Raw genomic sequence first — 16,319 nt, 5'->3', positions numbered from 1 at the left:
TTTTATTATGTCGGTACAGTACCAGATCACGGGTGGCTCGGCGAGCGAGATTGCCGCGAGTGTCGAAGTCGGCGTGCGCGACGGACACCTCAGTCCCGGCCGGACCCTGCCCTCCGTCCGCAAGCTCGCCGCCGACCTCGGCGTCGCCCCCGGCACCGTCGCGGCCGCCTACCGGCGCCTGCGCGAGCGCGGCGCCGTCGAGACCGGCGGCCGCTCGGGTACCTTCGTGCGCTCGCGCTCCGCCTTCACCCCCGCGGGCACCCTCACCATCCCCAAGGGAGTCCTCGACCTCGTCAGCGGCGAACCCGACCCCGAGCTCCTGCCCGACCTGGCCGCCCTCAAACCGCACGTCGAGGTGAGCGGCGGGAACTACCGCAATGGCGGGCCGTGCCCCGACCTGCTCGACCTCGCCCGCGAGCGCCTCGCCGCCGACGGAGTGCGGGGCGAACTCACCGTCACCTCCGGGGCGCTCGACGCCTTCGAACGAGGCCTCGCCGCCCGGCTCGAACCGGGCGACACCGTGGCAGTGGAGGAGCCCACCTGGGCCAACGGACGCGACCTCCTGCTCGCCGCCGGATACCAGGTCACGCCCGTCGCCATCGACGCCGACGGCCCGCTCCCGGCGGAACTGGACCGCGCCCTGGCGGCCGGGGCCCGGGCGTTCATCTTCACCGCCCGCGGCCAGAACCCCACCGGCTCGGCGGTCTCCGCCGACCGGGCCGCCGCGCTCCGCGACGTCATCGCCGCCCACCCCGGCGTGTTCGTCATCGAGGACGATCACTGGGGCGACCTCTCCCGGATCCCGCTCCACTTCGTCGCCGACGTCGCCAAGCAGTGGATGTTCGTCCGCTCCGTCTCCAAGGCCTACGGCCCCGACCTGCGCTGCGCCGTCGTCGCCGCCGACCACGACACCAAGGCCCGCGTCCAGGGGCGCATGGTCGTCTCGCACGGCTGGGTCTCGTGCATTCTGCAGCACTTCGTCATCGCCGCATGGCAAGACGAGGGCGTCACCGCCCTGGTCGACCGCGCCGGGCGCACGTACGCCGAACGCCAGACGGCCCTGCGCGAGGCCCTCGCCGGGCACGGCATCGACGTCTTCGGCCGCTCCGGACTCAACCTGTGGGTGCCGGTCGCCGACGAGACCGGCGCCGTCATCGCCCTGCGGGACGCCGGCTACGCCGTCACCCCCGGCCGATCGTTCTCCTTCCACGGCGACCAGGGCATCCGTGTGAGCACCGCCCGCCTCGACCCGAAGGACGCCCCCGCCGTGGCGGCGGCCATCGCCTCCGCCGCCCGGCCGTCAGTCCCACCGGTCTGACAGACCACGTGCCCCGACCGCCGCACCCCGCCGGTCTGACAACTCCAGAAAGGACCCCCCGAATGACCACCTCCCTTCATACGGCCAACGACACGGCCGCAATACAGAAACGGGCGCTCTCCGTGCTCTTCTGCACCCAGATCCTCGGCGGCCTCGCCGTCGGCATCGGGATCGCGGTCGGAGCCCTGCTCATCGAGGACATGACCGGCTCCAGCGCGTACGCCGGGCTCGGCCAGAGCCTGTTCGTGGGCGGCTCCGCGCTCGTCGTCATCCCCGCCATCCGCATCACCGAACGCTTCGGCCGCCGCGGCGGTCTCGCCTTCGGCTACGGCTGCGCCGTGATCGGCTCCGCGACCGTGATCACCGCGATCTACCTCGATCTCGCCGCGCTCGCCGTATCCGGCTACTTCCTCCTCGGCGCCGCCTCCTTCTCCGGCCTCCAGTCTCGCTACGCCGCGGCCGACCTGTCACCGGTCGAGAAGCGCGGCACTCATTTGTCCATAGTGGTGTGGGCTGCCACGATCGGATCGGTCGCGGGGCCGTCGATCGCCGCGCTGGCCGAGCGCGCCTGGAAGGGCTGGACCGGCGGCCCCGACTACGTCGGCTCCTTCGTCGCGATGGGCCTCCTCTGCCTGATCACGGCCGTCATCCTGCCCGCCCTGCTGCGCCCCGACCCGCTCCTGCTGGCCCGCGAACTTTCCGGTGAGACCAAGGCCCCGAAGCGCTCGATCGCCGACGGTTTCCGCATGGCCCGCGCCAATGCCACGGTGCGCACGGGCGTCATCGCCGCCGCGCTCGGCCACTTCGTCATGGTCGGCGTCATGGCGATGACCGCGATCCACGTCAGGCACGGCATGGACGACCCCGAGTCGGCCCTGACGGCCGTCGGCGTCATCCTCGGCCTTCACATCGGCGGCATGTACGCCCTCTCGCCGATCATCGGCCGCCTCGCCGACCGCTACGGCCCGCGCCCGGTCCTCATCGCGGGCACCGCGATCCTCGTGGCCGCCTGCACCGTAGCCGGATCATCCGCGGTGGACAACCACGTGCAGATCTCGATCGGCCTGGTGCTCCTCGGCATCGGCTGGTCGGCCATGACCGTCTCGGCCGCTCTGATGGTCACCGGCGCGGTCACCCCGGCCGAACGCCCGTCCACGCAGGGCTTCTCCGACCTGGCCATGGGCCTGGCCGCGATGGGGGCCGGGCTCGCCTCGGGTCCGATCGTGGAGTACCTGAGCTACGGCATGCTCAACGTCTTCTGCGCCGTGGTCGCGCTGGCCGTCCTCCCGCTCCTCCTCGGCAAGATCGCCAGCCCCGACGCCGCCGAGGAAGCCGCCTGATCCCGGTTGGTTCCGCCCAATAGTGAACATGTCTTTTCGGTGTGTTCATGTCTGGTTTCCGGTGCTAGCATTGGTACCGTCAGGGGGTGGTCACATTGACAGGCACAAGGCAATCCGGCGCCGAACCCAGCGAGCGGGCGATGTCCATTCGAGGCATCCCCTCCGAGGTCTACGAGCGTCTCCGCGTACAGGCCGCGCTGCATCGCACCTCCATGGAGGCCGAGGCGCGTGACCTTCTCGAAAGGGGTACACGCACTCAGGCAGGTCCGAAAGGTGGACTCGGGACCCGCATCCACCGATTGTTCGCCGATGTCGGCGGCTTCGATGAATTCGAGCCTCCGGCCCGAACCGAGAAGATGCGCGAGGTGGACTTCTCGGAATGGGAGTGATCGTCGATTCGAACGTCGTGTCCGAGTTGATGAGATCCGAGCCGGATGCGGGTGTGCTCGCCTGGTTCGACGGACTTCCGGAGGATGAGGTCTGGATCAGCGCCGTCGCGATCGGGGAGGTGGTCTACGGCGTTTCCAGGCTTGACGACGGCAAACGCAAGACAGCGCTGCTTTCTAGGATCGACATTCTGGTCAACGAGGTCTTCCGGGGCAGATGCGCCGCGCTCGATGCGGCGGCCGGATATCGGGCGGGGGTTCTCAACGCGGAGCTGGAGAAGCGCGGAATCGAAATCGGACTGGCGGATGTGCAGATCGCCGCTACCTGTCTCGTCCGCGGTGACGTGCTCGCCACCCGGAACGTCAAGCATTTCAAGCACACCGGAGTCGAATGGATTAACCCTTGGGGCGAATGAGATCGCGCCGCACGCGCGGTGGCCCGGTCGCTCCCCGTATACGATCGGCCGCCGCCCTCGCAGAGGGCGGCGGCCGACCGCGTCCTATGCCTCGCGGGAGAATTCGGCGGTGAAGGGCTCGACCGCGTAGGTCAAGTCGACCTCCAGCGTGTCGGTCTCCGGGTCGTATACGGCCTCCCAGGTTTCGGGTTCACCCTGCATGTTCTCGGCGATCTCGATCTGGTGGGTGTCATCGTCTCCGGGCACCAGGGTGCCTTCGCTGCTGCCTACCCCGGTGTACTCGACATTGCCGTCCGCATCGATCACGAGCGTCAGGGTCGCCATGTCGGTGCCCTCTTCGGGTACCCACATCCAAGTGTCCGCCAGCGTCTCCAGCGGATCGGCCGGGGCGCTCGGCGACTCCTCGGCGGCCGACGACGGCTCGTCCGCTTCCGCGGGAGGGGCTTCGGGCTCGTCCGCCGTACATCCGGTCAGGCCGATCGCCAGGAAGGCGACGCCCGCGGCGGCGGCAACAATACGGAGGGGGTTGTTCAAAACCGGCAAGATCTCTTCCAATTCGAGTGGACAAAAGGGGACCACCGGATCATAAGCGCGCCTTGCCACTTCACCTCAGGAATCGAGTGCCACGACCCGACCTGAACGCGAAAGGCCCGGCCGGAGCCTGTACACCGGCCGGGCCTGCCCGACGCCTTCGACCGAAACCCCTACAGGATATATCCTATAGGATTAGCGCCAGGGGGCCAGCGGGTTGTCGAGCCTGCCCGCGTAGATCAGGCTCTCCTCCTGGTTCTCGATGTTCACCATCTGCTGATTGTTCTTGAGCTGCAAGCGGTTCAGGCACGAGAGAGGGAACGAGTCCTCGAACAGCGGGAAGCGCGCGAACGCCTCGGCCAGTTCCGGGTGCTCGGACTGGTAATCCCGGAGCGCCTCCGCGGCGACCCTCCAGAACTCGTCCTCGCTCAGCACCCCGTCGAGGTGCAGGTTCGCGGCCAGGAACCGCAGGAAGCAGTCGAAGACGTCGGTCAGGATCGACAGCGCCCGCACGTCGTCCGGGACCTCGGCGCGGATGCGCTCGATCTCCTCGGGGACCGGCGTCGCCGTCTCCAGGACCGCGCACTCCTCGCCGATGTCCTTCATGAACACCCGCTGCACCGCCCCGTCCTTGAGGACCAGGATCACGTTCTCGCCGTGGGGCATGAACACCAGCCCGTACCGGTACAGGCAGTGCACCAGCGGCACCAGGTAGGCGTCGAGGTAGCCGCGCAGCCAGTCCGCCGCGCGAAGGCCCGAGCGTTCGATGAGCGCCGACGCGAACGGCTTCCCCTCGCCGTCGACGTGCAGCAGCGAGGCCATCGTCGCGACCTTCTCGCCCTGGCCCAAGTACGGGACGGGGCTCTCGCGCCACAGCGCCGCCAGCATCTTCCGGTACGGCGAGCCCTTCGGCGCGCTCGCGGAATAGGCGGGGTGCCGGTAGCCGACGGCCGCCCGCTCGCGCAGGACGGTCACGCCCGTCTTCTTCAGCGCCGGGTCGCCGTGGACGAGCTCGGCCACGAACGTATTGATCTGCGGCGTCACCGACATGTACTCGGTGGACAGTCCCCGCATGAACCCCATGTTCAGCACCGACAGCGCGGTCTTGACGTAGTCGGCGGTCGGATCGGTGCGGTTGAAGAACGTCCGGATCGACTGCTGGGCCTGGAACTCGTCGTGGCCCTCGCCGAGCAGGATCAGCCGCCCGGCGGCGACCTCGGCGGCGAAGGTCGTGGAGATCTTGTGGTGCCACTGCCACGGGTGCACCGGGATGAGGTAGACGTCCTCGAAGCCCAGGCCGCGGTCGGTCAAGAGCGACGCGAAGTAGTCCCGGGAGTCGGCGTCGAGCTGGGTGTCCAGCAGCCACTGGAAGTCCAGTTCCTCAGCGGCCGTGAACATCGCGTGCTCGCGCCGGGCGGCCAGCCACAGCAGCCGGACGCCCGACGCGGTCTCGGGCGCGTACGCCAGGTAGTCACTGGAACTGAACCCGAGCCGCCCGGAGCCGGCCACGAAGCACGGGTGGCCGCCGGTCATGGCCGCCTCGATCACCTGGAAGTCGGCGTCGACGAGCTTCGCCGCGGTGAGCTGGTCCTCGCTGAGCTGGAACGCGCCGCGGTTGATGGTGCTGGCCAGCTCCTCCAGGTAGACCGGCAGGACGTCGTCGCCGATGCCCAGTTCCGCCCGGAAGGCGATGAAGAACTCGGCGGCGTCGAGACCGAGCTCGGTCCCGTCGTGGGCCTCGCGGACCAGCGAGTGGGCGTCGACGGCCCAGTGGTCGAGCCCCAGCCGCTTCGCCGCGAAGCGGTACCGCTCGCCCGGCCCGGTCAGGACGTACCGCTCGCCCTCCAGCACGGGAATCAGCAGCCGCTCGTGCGCGAACTCGCCGATGGCCTTGGCCAGCAACGTCCTCGTGGCCTGCTGCCACAGCTCGGGGGTGAGGTGCTCGGTCGCGCTCATAGCAGTGCTTCTTTCGCGGAGTGGAAGTCGGATCGGGTGCAGAAGCTGAGGAGGGCCCGCTTGTCCTTCAGCTGGACGGTCCGCTTGGGACGGAAGCCGACGTATTCGTTGAGCCGGTGGATCGGGGTGTTCTCGGCGTCGGGCTCGACCACGACGCGCTCGGCGCCGAAGCCCTCGAACAGCAGGTGCATGACGGCGGTCATGACGGCCCTGGTGAAACCCGGGACGGGCGTGTCGGTCGGGGCGGTGAGCACGTGCATGCCGATGTCGCCCGCCGCGGGCGAGTAGACGTCGGCCAGTTCGGAGTGGGCGGGGTCGTAGACCTCGACGAGGAACCGGGCCCGGTAGTGGAACAGCCCGACATAGGCGAAGTGGTGCTCGGAGAGCTCGATCAGTTCGTGCTCGTGGAGGACGTCGGTGAGGCCCGCCTCCTGCATCATCCAGTACTTCGCCTTGGGGTCGGTCACCCACTCGTGGAGCAGCGGCGCGTCGGTCGGCGGGTCGACCAGGCGCAGACCGAAGTCGCCGAGCTCGGGGTGCATGTAATAGAAGCTGTTGGGCGCCTTCATGTGGCAGCATCCTCATCTGGGGCGGCGAATTCCTGGAAGGCGATGCGCCGCTCGATCGGGTAGACCTCGCGCCCGGTGAGGGAGCGGATGATCCACGAGTTGCGGTAGGCGGCCATGCCCAGGTCCGGGGTGACGAAGCCGTGGGTGGCCAGTTCGGCGTTCTGGACGAACACCTCGCCGTCGGCCGCGGCATCGACACTGTAGTCCCGCCGCGCCGCCAGCCGCCCGGTCGCGTCGAAGCGGAGCCGGTCGCGAATGCCGTCCAGGAACGCCGGCGGGCGGTGGCTGTAGCCGGTTGCCAGCACCAGGCCCTCGGTGTCCAGCTCGAACTCGCGGTCCTGCTCGTGCTGCCTGATACCCAGCGTCAATCGCTCGCCCGCGGCCGCCTTTTCAACCGTGCAGTTCGTGAACAGCCGCGTCGGGACCTCGCCCAGCTCGAACTTCTTGCGGTACAAGAGGTCGTAGATCTCATTGATGTCGTCGGCGTTGATGCCCTTGTACAGGCCCTTGTGGCCGGCATTGAGCTCGTCGCGCCTCGCGGCCGGCAGCGCATTGAAGTAGTCGACGTAGTCGGGGCTGGTCATCTCCAGCGTCAGCTTGGTGTACTCCAGCGGGAAGAACCGTGGCGAGCGCGTCACCCAGTTGAGCCGGTAGCCGGTTCCGATGTCCTCCAACAGGTCCCGGTAGATCTCGGCGGCGCTCTGGCCGGAGCCGACGACGGTGATCGAGCCGCACTCCTTGAGCCGGTCGCGGCTGGCCAGGTACTGCGAGGCGTGGACGACCGTCTCGCCCTCCAGGCCCTGGACCGCCAGCGGCAGCCACGGCGGCGTCCCGGTGCCGAGCACCAGGCGGCGGGCGAAGTCGACGTTGGCGCCGCCGGGGGAGACCGAGTGCACGGCGTAGACGCCGCGGCCCGAATCCCACTCCACCGACGTCACCTCGGTCTCGAAGCGCAGGTTGTCCAGCCGGGCGGCGGCCCAGCGCAGATAGTCCTGGAACTCGGCGCGCAGCTGGAAGAACGACTCGCGGATGTAGAACGGGTAGATCCGGCCCTGCTGCTTGAGGTAGTTGAGGAACGAGAAGGGCGAGGTCGGGTCGGCGAGCGTCACCAGGTCCGCCATGAACGGCACCTGCATCGTGGTGCCCTCGATGAGCATCCCCGGGTGCCAGTCGACGTCGGCCTTGCGTTCCAGGAAGACCCCGTCGAGACCCTCGATCGGCGCCGTCAGGCAGGCCAGCCCGAGATTGAACGGCCCCACGCCGATCCCGAGGAAATCGTGAATGCGGTCGGTGCTCATGCTGACTCCTTGCCGATCTGCTGGAGGCGAGCGCCGTGGCGGGCCAGCGCGTCGAGGACGGGGACGATGTCGCCGAGGGTGGTCTCGGGGTTGAGCAGGGTCAGCTTGAGCGCGATGCGGCCCTCCACCCGGGTCGATGCGACCATGCCCTCCCCGGCCGCCGCGATGGCCTCGCGGGCGGCGCGGTGGACGTCGTCGTCGGCCCCGGCGAGCCGGAACAGGACCGTGGACAGCTGCGAGACCGGCGCGGCCGTCTCGAAACGGGGGTCCGCGTCTAGATACTCCCAGGCCTCACCGGCGAGTTCGCACGCACGGTCGAACATGGTGCCGATCTGGGCGGGGCCGAGGGTGCGCAGCGTCATCCACAGTTTGAGCGCGTCGAGGCGCCGGGTGGTCTGGAGGCTCTTGTCGACCTGGTTGGGGGACAGGGCTTCGACGGGATTGAGGTAGTCGGCGTGGTGGGTGACGTGGCGCAGGCTGGCGCGGTCGCGCACCAGCACGGCCGAGGAGCTGACGGGTTGGAAGAACGACTTGTGGAAGTCGACGGTGACGGAGTCGGCGTGCTCGATGCCCCAGAGCAGTTCGCGCCGGTCGGGCGAGACGAGGAGGCCGCACCCGTAGGCGGCGTCGACGTGGAACCAGACCCGGTGCGCCGCACAGACTTCGGCGATCGAATCGAGGGGGTCGATGGAGCCGAAGTCGGTGGTCCCGGCGGTGGCGACGGCCCCGGCGGGGACGAGTCCGGCGGCGCGGCAGGTCTCGATGGCCGCGTCGAGGGCGGCCGGGTTCATGCGGAAGCGGTCGTCGGCGGGCACGGTGATGACGGCGTCCTCGCCCAGCCCGAGCAGGCGCGCGGCCTTGACGACGGAGAAGTGGGAGTGGGGGGAGGCGAAGAGGCGCAGGCGGGGGAGGACTTCGACGCCGCGCATCGGTTCCTCGCTGTTCTTGAGCACCTGCTCGACGGCCTCGTCGCGGGCGAGCAGCAGCGCGTGCAGGTTCGATTGCGTCCCACCGGAGGTGAAGACGCCGTCGGCGTCGGGCCCGAGTCCGATCCGCTCGCAGGTCCAGGCGATGAGGCGCTGCTCGATGAGGGTGCCGCCGGCGCTCTGGTCCCAGGTGTCGACGGAGGTGTTGACGGAGGCGAGGACGGTCTCGGCGGCGACGGCCGGCAGTGCGACGGGGCAGTTGAGGTGGGCGAGGTAGGTCGGGTGGTGGAACCAGACCGCGTCCCGCAGGTACAGGTCGCCGATCTCGTCGAACGCGTCCGAGAAGGACGGCAGCGGCCGGTCCAGGTCGACGGCGGCGACGGCCGGTCCGAGCTCGCCCGGAGTGATGCCGGTCCAGGGCCGGTCGACCGTCGCGAAACGCTCCGAAATGCTCTGTGACACTTGGGATACGAGCGCTTGATAGGCGTCGGCTGAGTCGCGGCCCAGCAGCGCCGGCGCTCCGGTCGGGTCGGGCGGTGAAGCGGGGGCGGGGCGGAGGTCTGCGGCGCTTGTCAGCACGGAGCGGAGTCCTTTCACGGAGGGACGTCTTGCGGTGCCGGGACGTATGGAAGTTAGCCTTGCCTAATCAGGCAGGAGGAGGTTAGCCTAACCTAATTCTCATGCCTGAGACAGGGCTGATCCCAGAAGGTGACGCTCTCCACGCGAATCCCCGCAAAACCGCCCAAGATCATTTCCTGGCGTTCGGGGCTCCTTGCTCGTAGCGTGGATCGAGACATTCGAACTCCACAATGCTGGCACCCCACCGACCACCCTCTCCCGCAAGGAGAAACACCTTGGGAACCACACCCGTCCGCTACCAGACCCTGCTGATGGACTCCGCCCGCTGGGACTCGATCAATCTCCGCGAAGGCGACATCATCGTCTCCACCCCCGCCAAGTGCGGCACCACCTGGACGCAGATCATCTGCGGCCTGCTGGTGTTCGGGCGCCCCGAGCTCCCCGCGCCGCTCGACGACCTCTCGCTGTGGGTCGACGCCTTCTTCCGCACCGAGGCCGACACCGCCGCCCACCTTGCGGCCCAAGGCCACCGCCGGTTCATGAAGTCCCACACCCCGCTCGACGGCCTCCCGTTCGACGAGCGCGTCACCTACATCTGCGTCGGCCGCGACCCCCGCGACGCGGGCGTCTCGATGGACCACCACCTGGCCAACATGGACATGGAGAAGGTGATGGCGCTCAGGGCGGACACGCTCGGCCCCGAGGGCGCCGATATGACCGACGCGATGCCCCCACCCGCCCCGACCGCCAAGGAACGCTTCTGGAACTGGGCCGAGAACGACGACCCGGTGCTCGGCATGGCGGGCATGTTCCGCCACATCGAGGGCTTCTGGGCGCGCCGGGACGATCCCAACATCGTCCTGCTCCACTACGCCGACCTCAAGGCCGACCTCGAAGGCCAGATGCGGCTTCTCGCAGGCTCCCTCGGCATCGCCGTCCCCGAGGAGGTCTGGCCCGAGCTCGTCCGCGCCGCCACCTTCGACCAGGTCAAGAGCCGAGCCGAAACCCTGGCGCCGGAGCGCTCGATGTGGCACGACAAGGCCGAGTTCTTCCACAAGGGGGCGAACGGCCAGTGGCGGGAGTTCTTCGACGAGTCCGACCTCGACCGCTACCGCGAGCGCGTCGCCTCCCTCGCCAACCCCGAGATCAACGAGTGGCTCCACCAGGGGCCGGTCTAGGTCAGGCGCCTCAGCCGCGCAGCCGGTAGCCGTGCTCGGGGCGGCCGGTCCCGCCGTAGCGGGGCTGGCGCTCCACCGTGCCCCGATCGGCCAGCAGCTCCAGATACCGCCGCGCGGTCACCCGAGCCATCCCGGCCGCCGCGGCGATCTCGCTGGCCGACCGCGGCCCGGACGCGGACTCCAACGCGCCCACCACGATCGCGAGAGTGTCCGGGCTGAAGCCCTTGGGAAGCGGGCCGCCCGTGGAGGTGCGCAGGGCCGAGAACGCCCGGTCGACCTCGTGCTGGGCCGTCTCACCCCCGGTGGGGGCCAAGCGGTCCCGGTACTCGGCGTACCGTTCGAGCTTGTCGCGGAACGAGGCGAACGTGAACGGCTTGATCAGGTACTGGACCACGCCGTGCGCCACCGCCGCCCGCACCGTCTGGGTATCGGCCGCCGAGGTCACGGCGATGACGTCGACGTCGAGTCCGGCCGCCCGCAGCGCCCGGCACACCTCCAGCCCGCCCATGTCGGGCAGGTAGAAGTCCAAGAGCACCAGGTCGACCCGCTCGCGCCGCAGGAACTCCATCGCCTCCCGTCCGCTGTGGACCGACCCGGCGGCGTGGAACCCCGGCACCCGGTCGGTGTACAGGACATGCGCCTCCGCCAGACGCGGATCGTCCTCGACGATGAGGGTCTCGATCACGACCGCTCCTCCCGTCCCTCCGGCCGGGGCAGCCACACGGTGAAGACCGCGCCCGGACCCCGGTCGACCGTGACGGACCCGCCGTAGCGGTCGATGACCTGCCGGACCAGCGCCAGCCCCAGGCCGCGGCCGTGGGGCCGGGAGTCGGTCTTGGTCGACCAGTCGCGAGTCCAGATCTCCTCGGGCCGGTCGGTGGCCAGGCCCGGCCCCGAATCGCCGACGGTCAACGTCAGGCCCTGTTCGTCCTGCGCGATCGACACCTCGACGCGCCGCGGCGGCTCACCACTCAACGCCGCGTCCATCGCATTGTCGATCAGGTTGCCCGCCAAGGTGATCAGGTCCCGCGGCTCGATGCCGGCCCCGTCGGCGGCGGTCTCGTCGGTGATCACGAGGTCGATGCCCTTCTCGTGGGCCTGGTAGGACTTGCCGAGCAGCAGCGCGGCCAGCGCCGGCTCGGTGACGCGGGCGACGATGCGGTCCACCAGCCGCTGCGAGGTCTCCAGCTCGGTGGTGGCGAACGCGACGGCCTGGTCGGCGCGGCCGAGCTCGATCATGGTGACCATGGCGTGCATCCGATTCGCCGACTCGTGCGCCTGGGCCCGCAGGGCCTCGGCGAAGCCGCGCACCGAGTCGAGCTCGCCGGTGAGCGCCTGGAAGTCGGTCTGGTCGCGGAAGGTCGCGAAGACGCCGAGGGTGCGCCCGTCCCGTTCGGCCGGCCGCTGGTTGACGACCATGACGGCATCGCCGTGGACGTGCAGTTCGTCCTCCGCGAACCGCCCGGAGGACAGCAGGTCCGCCAGGGAACCGGACAGACCGAGCTCGGCGATCGGCCTGCCCTCGTAGTCCTCGGGGAGTCCGAGCAGCCGGACCGCCTCGTCATTGGCGAGCACGATGGCGCCCCCGTCGATGACGACCAGCCCCGAGCGCACCGAGTGGAGGACGGCGTCGTGGTGCTCGTACATGCGGGTGAGCTCTTCGGGGCCGAGGCCGAGGGTCTGGCGATGCAGCCGACTGCCGATGGCCCAGGTCCCGGCCGCCGAGACCAGCAGCACCAGGGCGGCCAGGCCCAGCAGTTGCGGTAGGCGCCTTTGCAGTTCGCCGCCGATGTTCTCCTGCAGGATGCCGACGGCGACCAGGGCGACGACCTCGCCGTCGTCCTCGATCGGGGCGATGGCCCGCACCGACGGGCCGAGGGTGCCGGTGTACGTCTCGGTGTAGACCTCGCCGTCCAGGGCGGGATCGATGGTGCCGATGTAAGCCTCGCCGATGACCTCGGGGTTGGGGTGGGTGTAGCGGGTGCGGTCGGTGTCCATGAAGACGATGAAGTCGACCCCGGTGGCCTCGTCGACCGCGTCGGCGATGCCGCGCAACTTCGGGCCGGGATCCTCGGCCCGGGTCGCGTCGTGCACCTGGGGAAGGGCCGCCAGGGACAGCGCCAGGTCGGTGACCTCGGCGGTGGCCTTGGCCTCGGTGCCGCGCTTGGCCTCCAGATAGATCAGGGCGCCGCCGAGGAGCAGCAGCACCGCGACCGCGCCCGCCTGCAACGCGAGGATCTGCCGGGCCACCGACCCCCGTTTCGGCTTCCGCTTCACAGTCATATTCTCGCAGCTCATGGGTGCGACCGTGGCGGCCGCACCCATGAGCCGCTCCCGGGGCTAGAACTGGAGGCCGAACACCGGCCCGCCGATGAGGTAGACGGCGGCCGTGATGAGGACGACGCCGATGAGGTTGAGCCAGATGCCGGCCTTCACCATCTGGCCGATGGTGACCTGGCCCGAGCCGAACACGATCGCGTTGGGCGGCGTGCCGACCGGGAACATGAACGAGCAGGTCGCGGCGAAGGCGGCCGGGATCAGCAGCAGCAGCGGGTCGACGCCGATGCCGATCGCGACGCCGCCGAGCACCGGCAGGAACGTCGCTGCGGTGGCGGTATTGCTGGTCAGCTCGGTCAGCAGGAGCACGATCAGGCAGACCGCCGCGACCAGCAGGACCGTCGGCAGGACGCCGAGGCCGCTGACCTGCGTGCCGATGTACTCGCTCAGTCCGGTCGCCGAGACCGCCGCGGCGATCGACAGGCCACCGCCGAAGAGCAGCAGCACGCCCCACGGGATGCCGGTCTGCACGGTCTTCCAGTCGAGCGCGAACTCGCCCTTCTTGGCGTCGGTCGGGATCAGGAACAGGATGATGGCCGCGCCGATCGCGATATTCGCGTCGTCCAGGCCCGCCACCCACGGCAGCACCGAGGTGACCGCCTCCGAGGTGATCTGGGCCTTGAAGATCCACAGCAGCGCGGTGCAGGCGAAGACGACCAGCACGATCCACTCGCCGCGGGACATCTTGCCGAGATCCTTGAGGCGGTCGTGGATGACGGACTTGCCGCCGGCGATCTGGTCGAGCTTGACCGGGAAGATCACGCGAGTCATCAGGACCCAGGCGATGACCAGGAAGACCGCCGCGAGCGGGACACCGACGAACATCCAGTCGGCGAAGCTGATGCTGATCCCGTACGTCTCCTCCACGAAGCCGGCCAGGATGAGGTTGGGCGGGCTGCCGATGAGCGTGGAGAGGCCGCCGATGGTGGCGGCGAACGCGATCGAGAGCATGAGGGTGACGCTGAACTGCTTGACGGCCGGGTTCGACGCCTTGTCCTCGCCCTCCTCGCCGTCCTCACCGGGCACGCCCTTGGATGCCATCGCAATGACGCTCAGGCCGATCGGCAGCATCATCATGGTGGTCGCGGTGTTGGAGACCCACATGCTCAGGAACGCGGTGGCGATCATGACGCCGAGGATGAGGCGGCGAGGCTTGGTGCCGATCATCCGCATCGTCAACAGCGCGATGCGCAGGTGGAGGTTCCACTTCTGCATCGCCAGCGCGATCATGAACCCGCCCATGAACAGGAATACAGTCGGGTTGGCGTAGGCCGCGGTCGCCTCGTCGAGCGCCAGGACGCCCGCCAGCGGCAGCGCGACGATCGGGATGAGCGCGGTCGCCGACAGCGGCAGCGCCTCGGTCATCCACCAGATGGCCACGAGGATCACGATCGCGGCGGTGGCGCGGCCCTGTTGAGTCAGGGCCGGGTCGGCCGGGATGAGGAAGTACGCGAGCAGGGCGAGGGCCGGGCCGAGGGCGCGGCCGACCCAGATGCGGGTGGTGGGCAGGTGCTGCTTGTCAGCGCCGGGGCGGGGGCCCGCCGATTCGCGGATCTTCTCCGCGACACGAGCCGAGGGCACGGCCATGATTTCTCCTTTGAAACCTCGAGTTCAGCCGGCCGTAAGAGGCCGTTCTCGAAGCGTGTCAGCAGTCACATGGCCGACCGTGGTTTCGGTCGTAATGGTTTCGACGTATATCAATTTGTTATGCGGTCGCCGCGCTGGCCCGGGCCGCTGCAAGTCCGGGCCGGCGGCGCAGGTGTCACCGCGCTTCGGCGATCCAGTCCTCGATGATGCCGGTCATCGTCTCCAGCGGGATCGAACCGGACATGAGCACCTTGTCGTGGAAGACCCGCAGGTCGAACGCCGCGCCGAGCTCCCGCTCGGCGCGCACGCGCAGCGAGTCGATGTGCCTGCGTCCGATCATGTACGCCAGCGCCTGTCCCGGCCAGGCGATGTACCGGTCGACCTCGTTGGCGATGTTCACTTCGGACAGTGCGGTATTGGCCAGCATGAACTCGATCGCCCTGCCGCGCGACCACCCGAAGGCGTGCATTCCGGTGTCCACCACCAGGCGGCAGGCCCGCCAGGCGTCGAACGACACCATGCCGAGCCGCGCCAGGTCGCCGCTGTATAGCCCGAGTTCGTCGCACAGCCGCTCGGTGTAGAGGCCCCAGCCCTCACCGAAGGCGGTGATGTAGCCGAAGCGGCGGAACAGCGGCAGGTCGTCCAGGGTCTGGCCGAGCGCGAACTGGAGGTGGTGGCCGGGCACGGACTCGTGGAAGGCCAGCGCCTCGTATTCGAAGCGCGTCCTCGTGTGCGGCTCATAGGTGTTGACCCAGTGGGTGCCGGGCCTGGAGCCGTCGAGCGCGGGAAGCGAGTAGTAGGCGAGGGTGGAGCCCTTGGCGGAGGACTCGGGGATGACCTGGACGTCGCAGGGCCCGAGGTCGTATTCCCCGAAGGCCTCCGGGAGCGCGGCCTCGGCCTTGCGCAGGGCGGTGGTGACGTCGGCGAGGATGTCCTCGGCCCGCTCGTAGCGCAGCTCGGGGTCGGTGCGGAGCTTCGCGATGACCTCGTCGGTGTCCGCCGTGCCGAGGGCTTTCGCGCCGATCTCGGCGAACTCCTCGCGCAGGCGCGCGATCGCGTCCAGTCCGATCTGGTGGATCTCCTCGGGAGTGAGGTCGGTGGTGGTGAACCGGCGGGCGGCGCTGCGGTAGCCGACGTCGCCGCCGGGCACGTGGCAGATGCCGACGTGGTCGTCGTCACGGGCGGCGGGCAGGAACTCCTCGGCGAGGGCGGTGCGCCAGCGCTCGATGGCCGGGCGGACCTGCTTCCGGACGATCGCGGTGGCCTCGGCCCTCCACGCCTCTTCATCCACTTCGGACGGATTAGGCCCCAGGAGCGGGTCGAACTCGATCGGGCCGGCGAGGTAGTCGTCGATCTGCTCGATCAGGGCCAGCACCCCGTGCCGGACCTGGTGGCGCCCTTCGGCACCGGCCTGCCGGTGGCGTTCGAGGACGGCGTCGAGGTAGGCCTCGATCCGGCCGAGCCGGGCGAGGTAGTCGCGGCTGCGGGCGCCGGTGTCGAGCGTGACGCGGGGAATGGTGGAGAGCAGCCCGGAGATGGTGCCGATGATGGTGTTGCTCATGGCGACCTCGTCGAGCGCCGCGTCGATGACGGCGGACTCGTCGCGGACGAGCCGCGAGAGCATCGAATGGGTGATGCGGTCCTGGCCTTCGAGCGCCTCGGGGTCGATGCCGGCGAGGTCCTCGCCGACCTCCGTCAGATGTTCGAGCCGCTGGGCGGATCCCGCCCGGCTGGGGTCGGGCATCAGGTCGTCATAGCCCACGATGCCGTACTGGGTGGCCGTGATGGGACTGTCGGCCAGGTAGAGGTCGAAGTGGCGCGCCGCGAGCGCCGAGAGCCGTGGGTCTGACATGGCATCCCTTCTGTAACAGTGGATGCCCCGAACCCTAAGCGCCCAG

14 protein-coding genes are annotated in these 16,319 nt (G+C 69.4%); 5 read left to right on the top strand and 9 right to left on the bottom strand.

Annotation, left to right across the window (positions count from 1 at the left end; translation table 11 throughout):
- Positions 1 to 7: 7 nt before the first annotated feature.
- The 4 genes from FAB82_RS00540 to FAB82_RS00525 all read left to right on the top strand — a co-directional run bounded on the left by FAB82_RS00540 (position 8) and on the right by FAB82_RS00525 (position 3,460).
- Positions 8 to 1,318 (top strand): aminotransferase class I/II-fold pyridoxal phosphate-dependent enzyme, encoded by a 1,311-nt coding sequence (locus FAB82_RS00540; protein ID WP_136532577.1) that lies wholly within the window; start codon positions 8 to 10, stop codon positions 1,316 to 1,318.
- 62 nt (positions 1,319 to 1,380) lie between these two features.
- Complete coding sequence (locus tag FAB82_RS00535; RefSeq protein WP_136532576.1) at positions 1,381 to 2,658, top strand: MFS transporter; 1,278 nt, start codon at positions 1,381 to 1,383, stop codon at positions 2,656 to 2,658.
- An 86-nt stretch (positions 2,659 to 2,744) separates the two neighbouring features.
- Positions 2,745 to 3,047: a FitA-like ribbon-helix-helix domain-containing protein gene (locus FAB82_RS00530; protein WP_136532575.1), complete on the top strand. Its 303-nt coding sequence runs from the start codon at positions 2,745 to 2,747 to the stop codon at positions 3,045 to 3,047.
- Positions 3,038 to 3,460 carry a type II toxin-antitoxin system VapC family toxin gene (locus FAB82_RS00525; protein ID WP_136532574.1) on the top strand — a complete coding sequence of 141 codons (423 nt, stop codon included), beginning with the start codon at positions 3,038 to 3,040 and terminating at the stop codon, positions 3,458 to 3,460. The genes FAB82_RS00530 and FAB82_RS00525 overlap by 10 nt, the downstream gene beginning before the upstream one ends.
- A gap of 84 nt (positions 3,461 to 3,544) precedes the next feature.
- On the opposite strand, the gene FAB82_RS00520 is transcribed toward FAB82_RS00525, so the two are convergent.
- From FAB82_RS00520 to FAB82_RS00500, 5 genes are all read right to left on the bottom strand, one after another.
- A complete protein-coding gene (locus tag FAB82_RS00520; RefSeq protein WP_136532573.1) occupies positions 3,545 to 3,994 on the bottom strand; it encodes a hypothetical protein in 450 nt (149 codons plus the stop codon).
- Positions 3,995 to 4,186: 192 nt separating this feature from the next.
- On the bottom strand, positions 4,187 to 5,947 hold the full coding sequence (locus FAB82_RS00515) for an IucA/IucC family protein (RefSeq protein ID WP_136532572.1): 1,761 nt from the start codon (positions 5,945 to 5,947) through the stop codon (positions 4,187 to 4,189).
- On the bottom strand, positions 5,944 to 6,516 hold the full coding sequence (locus FAB82_RS00510; RefSeq protein ID WP_136532571.1) for a GNAT family N-acetyltransferase: 573 nt from the start codon (positions 6,514 to 6,516) through the stop codon (positions 5,944 to 5,946). The genes FAB82_RS00515 and FAB82_RS00510 overlap by 4 nt, the downstream gene beginning before the upstream one ends.
- Positions 6,513 to 7,814, bottom strand: coding sequence for a lysine N(6)-hydroxylase/L-ornithine N(5)-oxygenase family protein (locus tag FAB82_RS00505; protein ID WP_136532570.1), 1,302 nt, complete (start codon positions 7,812 to 7,814; stop codon positions 6,513 to 6,515). Before FAB82_RS00505 ends, FAB82_RS00510 begins: the two co-directional genes overlap by 4 nt.
- A complete protein-coding gene (locus FAB82_RS00500; RefSeq protein WP_136532652.1) occupies positions 7,811 to 9,250 on the bottom strand; it encodes a pyridoxal phosphate-dependent decarboxylase family protein in 1,440 nt (479 codons plus the stop codon). The genes FAB82_RS00505 and FAB82_RS00500 overlap by 4 nt, the downstream gene beginning before the upstream one ends.
- 344 nt (positions 9,251 to 9,594) lie before the next feature.
- Between FAB82_RS00500 and FAB82_RS00495 the strand changes: the two genes are divergently transcribed.
- Positions 9,595 to 10,497, top strand: a complete 903-nt coding sequence (locus FAB82_RS00495; protein ID WP_246039383.1) for a sulfotransferase domain-containing protein — start codon at positions 9,595 to 9,597, stop codon at positions 10,495 to 10,497.
- Between the two features lie 10 nt (positions 10,498 to 10,507).
- Here the strand turns inward: FAB82_RS00495 and FAB82_RS00490 are convergent, their stop codons facing one another.
- From FAB82_RS00490 to FAB82_RS00475, 4 genes are all read right to left on the bottom strand, one after another.
- Complete coding sequence (locus FAB82_RS00490) at positions 10,508 to 11,182, bottom strand: response regulator (RefSeq protein ID WP_136532569.1); 675 nt, start codon at positions 11,180 to 11,182, stop codon at positions 10,508 to 10,510.
- A complete protein-coding gene (locus tag FAB82_RS00485) occupies positions 11,179 to 12,780 on the bottom strand; it encodes a sensor histidine kinase (RefSeq protein ID WP_342799425.1) in 1,602 nt (533 codons plus the stop codon). The genes FAB82_RS00490 and FAB82_RS00485 overlap by 4 nt, the downstream gene beginning before the upstream one ends.
- A gap of 57 nt (positions 12,781 to 12,837) precedes the next feature.
- Positions 12,838 to 14,421, bottom strand: coding sequence for an SLC13 family permease (locus tag FAB82_RS00480; protein ID WP_136532567.1), 1,584 nt, complete (start codon positions 14,419 to 14,421; stop codon positions 12,838 to 12,840).
- Between the two features lie 175 nt (positions 14,422 to 14,596).
- Positions 14,597 to 16,273 (bottom strand): DUF885 domain-containing protein, encoded by a 1,677-nt coding sequence (locus FAB82_RS00475; protein WP_136532566.1) that lies wholly within the window; start codon positions 16,271 to 16,273, stop codon positions 14,597 to 14,599.
- Positions 16,274 to 16,319 lie beyond the last annotated feature (46 nt).

The organism is Glycomyces buryatensis, assembly GCF_004912275.1.
Classification (GTDB): domain Bacteria; phylum Actinomycetota; class Actinomycetes; order Mycobacteriales; family Micromonosporaceae; genus Glycomyces; species Glycomyces buryatensis.
The sequence above is the reverse complement of the archived record's forward strand: the minus strand, read 5'-3'. Positions and strand labels throughout refer to the sequence as shown.

Excerpts from the sequence above, each read along its gene's own strand:
- FAB82_RS00540 (WP_136532577.1), top strand. The coding sequence starts at position 8 with ATGTCGGTACAGTACCAGATCACGGGTGGCTCGGCGAGCGAGATTGCC.
- FAB82_RS00535 (WP_136532576.1), top strand. The coding sequence starts at position 1,381 with ATGACCACCTCCCTTCATACGGCCAACGACACGGCCGCAATACAGAAA.
- FAB82_RS00525 (WP_136532574.1), top strand. The coding sequence starts at position 3,038 with ATGGGAGTGATCGTCGATTCGAACGTCGTGTCCGAGTTGATGAGATCC.
- FAB82_RS00515 (WP_136532572.1), bottom strand. The coding sequence starts at position 5,947 with ATGAGCGCGACCGAGCACCTCACCCCCGAGCTGTGGCAGCAGGCCACG.
- FAB82_RS00510 (WP_136532571.1), bottom strand. The coding sequence starts at position 6,516 with ATGAAGGCGCCCAACAGCTTCTATTACATGCACCCCGAGCTCGGCGAC.
- FAB82_RS00505 (WP_136532570.1), bottom strand. The coding sequence starts at position 7,814 with ATGAGCACCGACCGCATTCACGATTTCCTCGGGATCGGCGTGGGGCCG.
- FAB82_RS00485 (WP_342799425.1), bottom strand. The coding sequence starts at position 12,780 with ATGACTGTGAAGCGGAAGCCGAAACGGGGGTCGGTGGCCCGGCAGATC.
- FAB82_RS00480 (WP_136532567.1), bottom strand. The coding sequence starts at position 14,421 with ATGGCCGTGCCCTCGGCTCGTGTCGCGGAGAAGATCCGCGAATCGGCG.
- FAB82_RS00475 (WP_136532566.1), bottom strand. The coding sequence starts at position 16,273 with ATGTCAGACCCACGGCTCTCGGCGCTCGCGGCGCGCCACTTCGACCTC.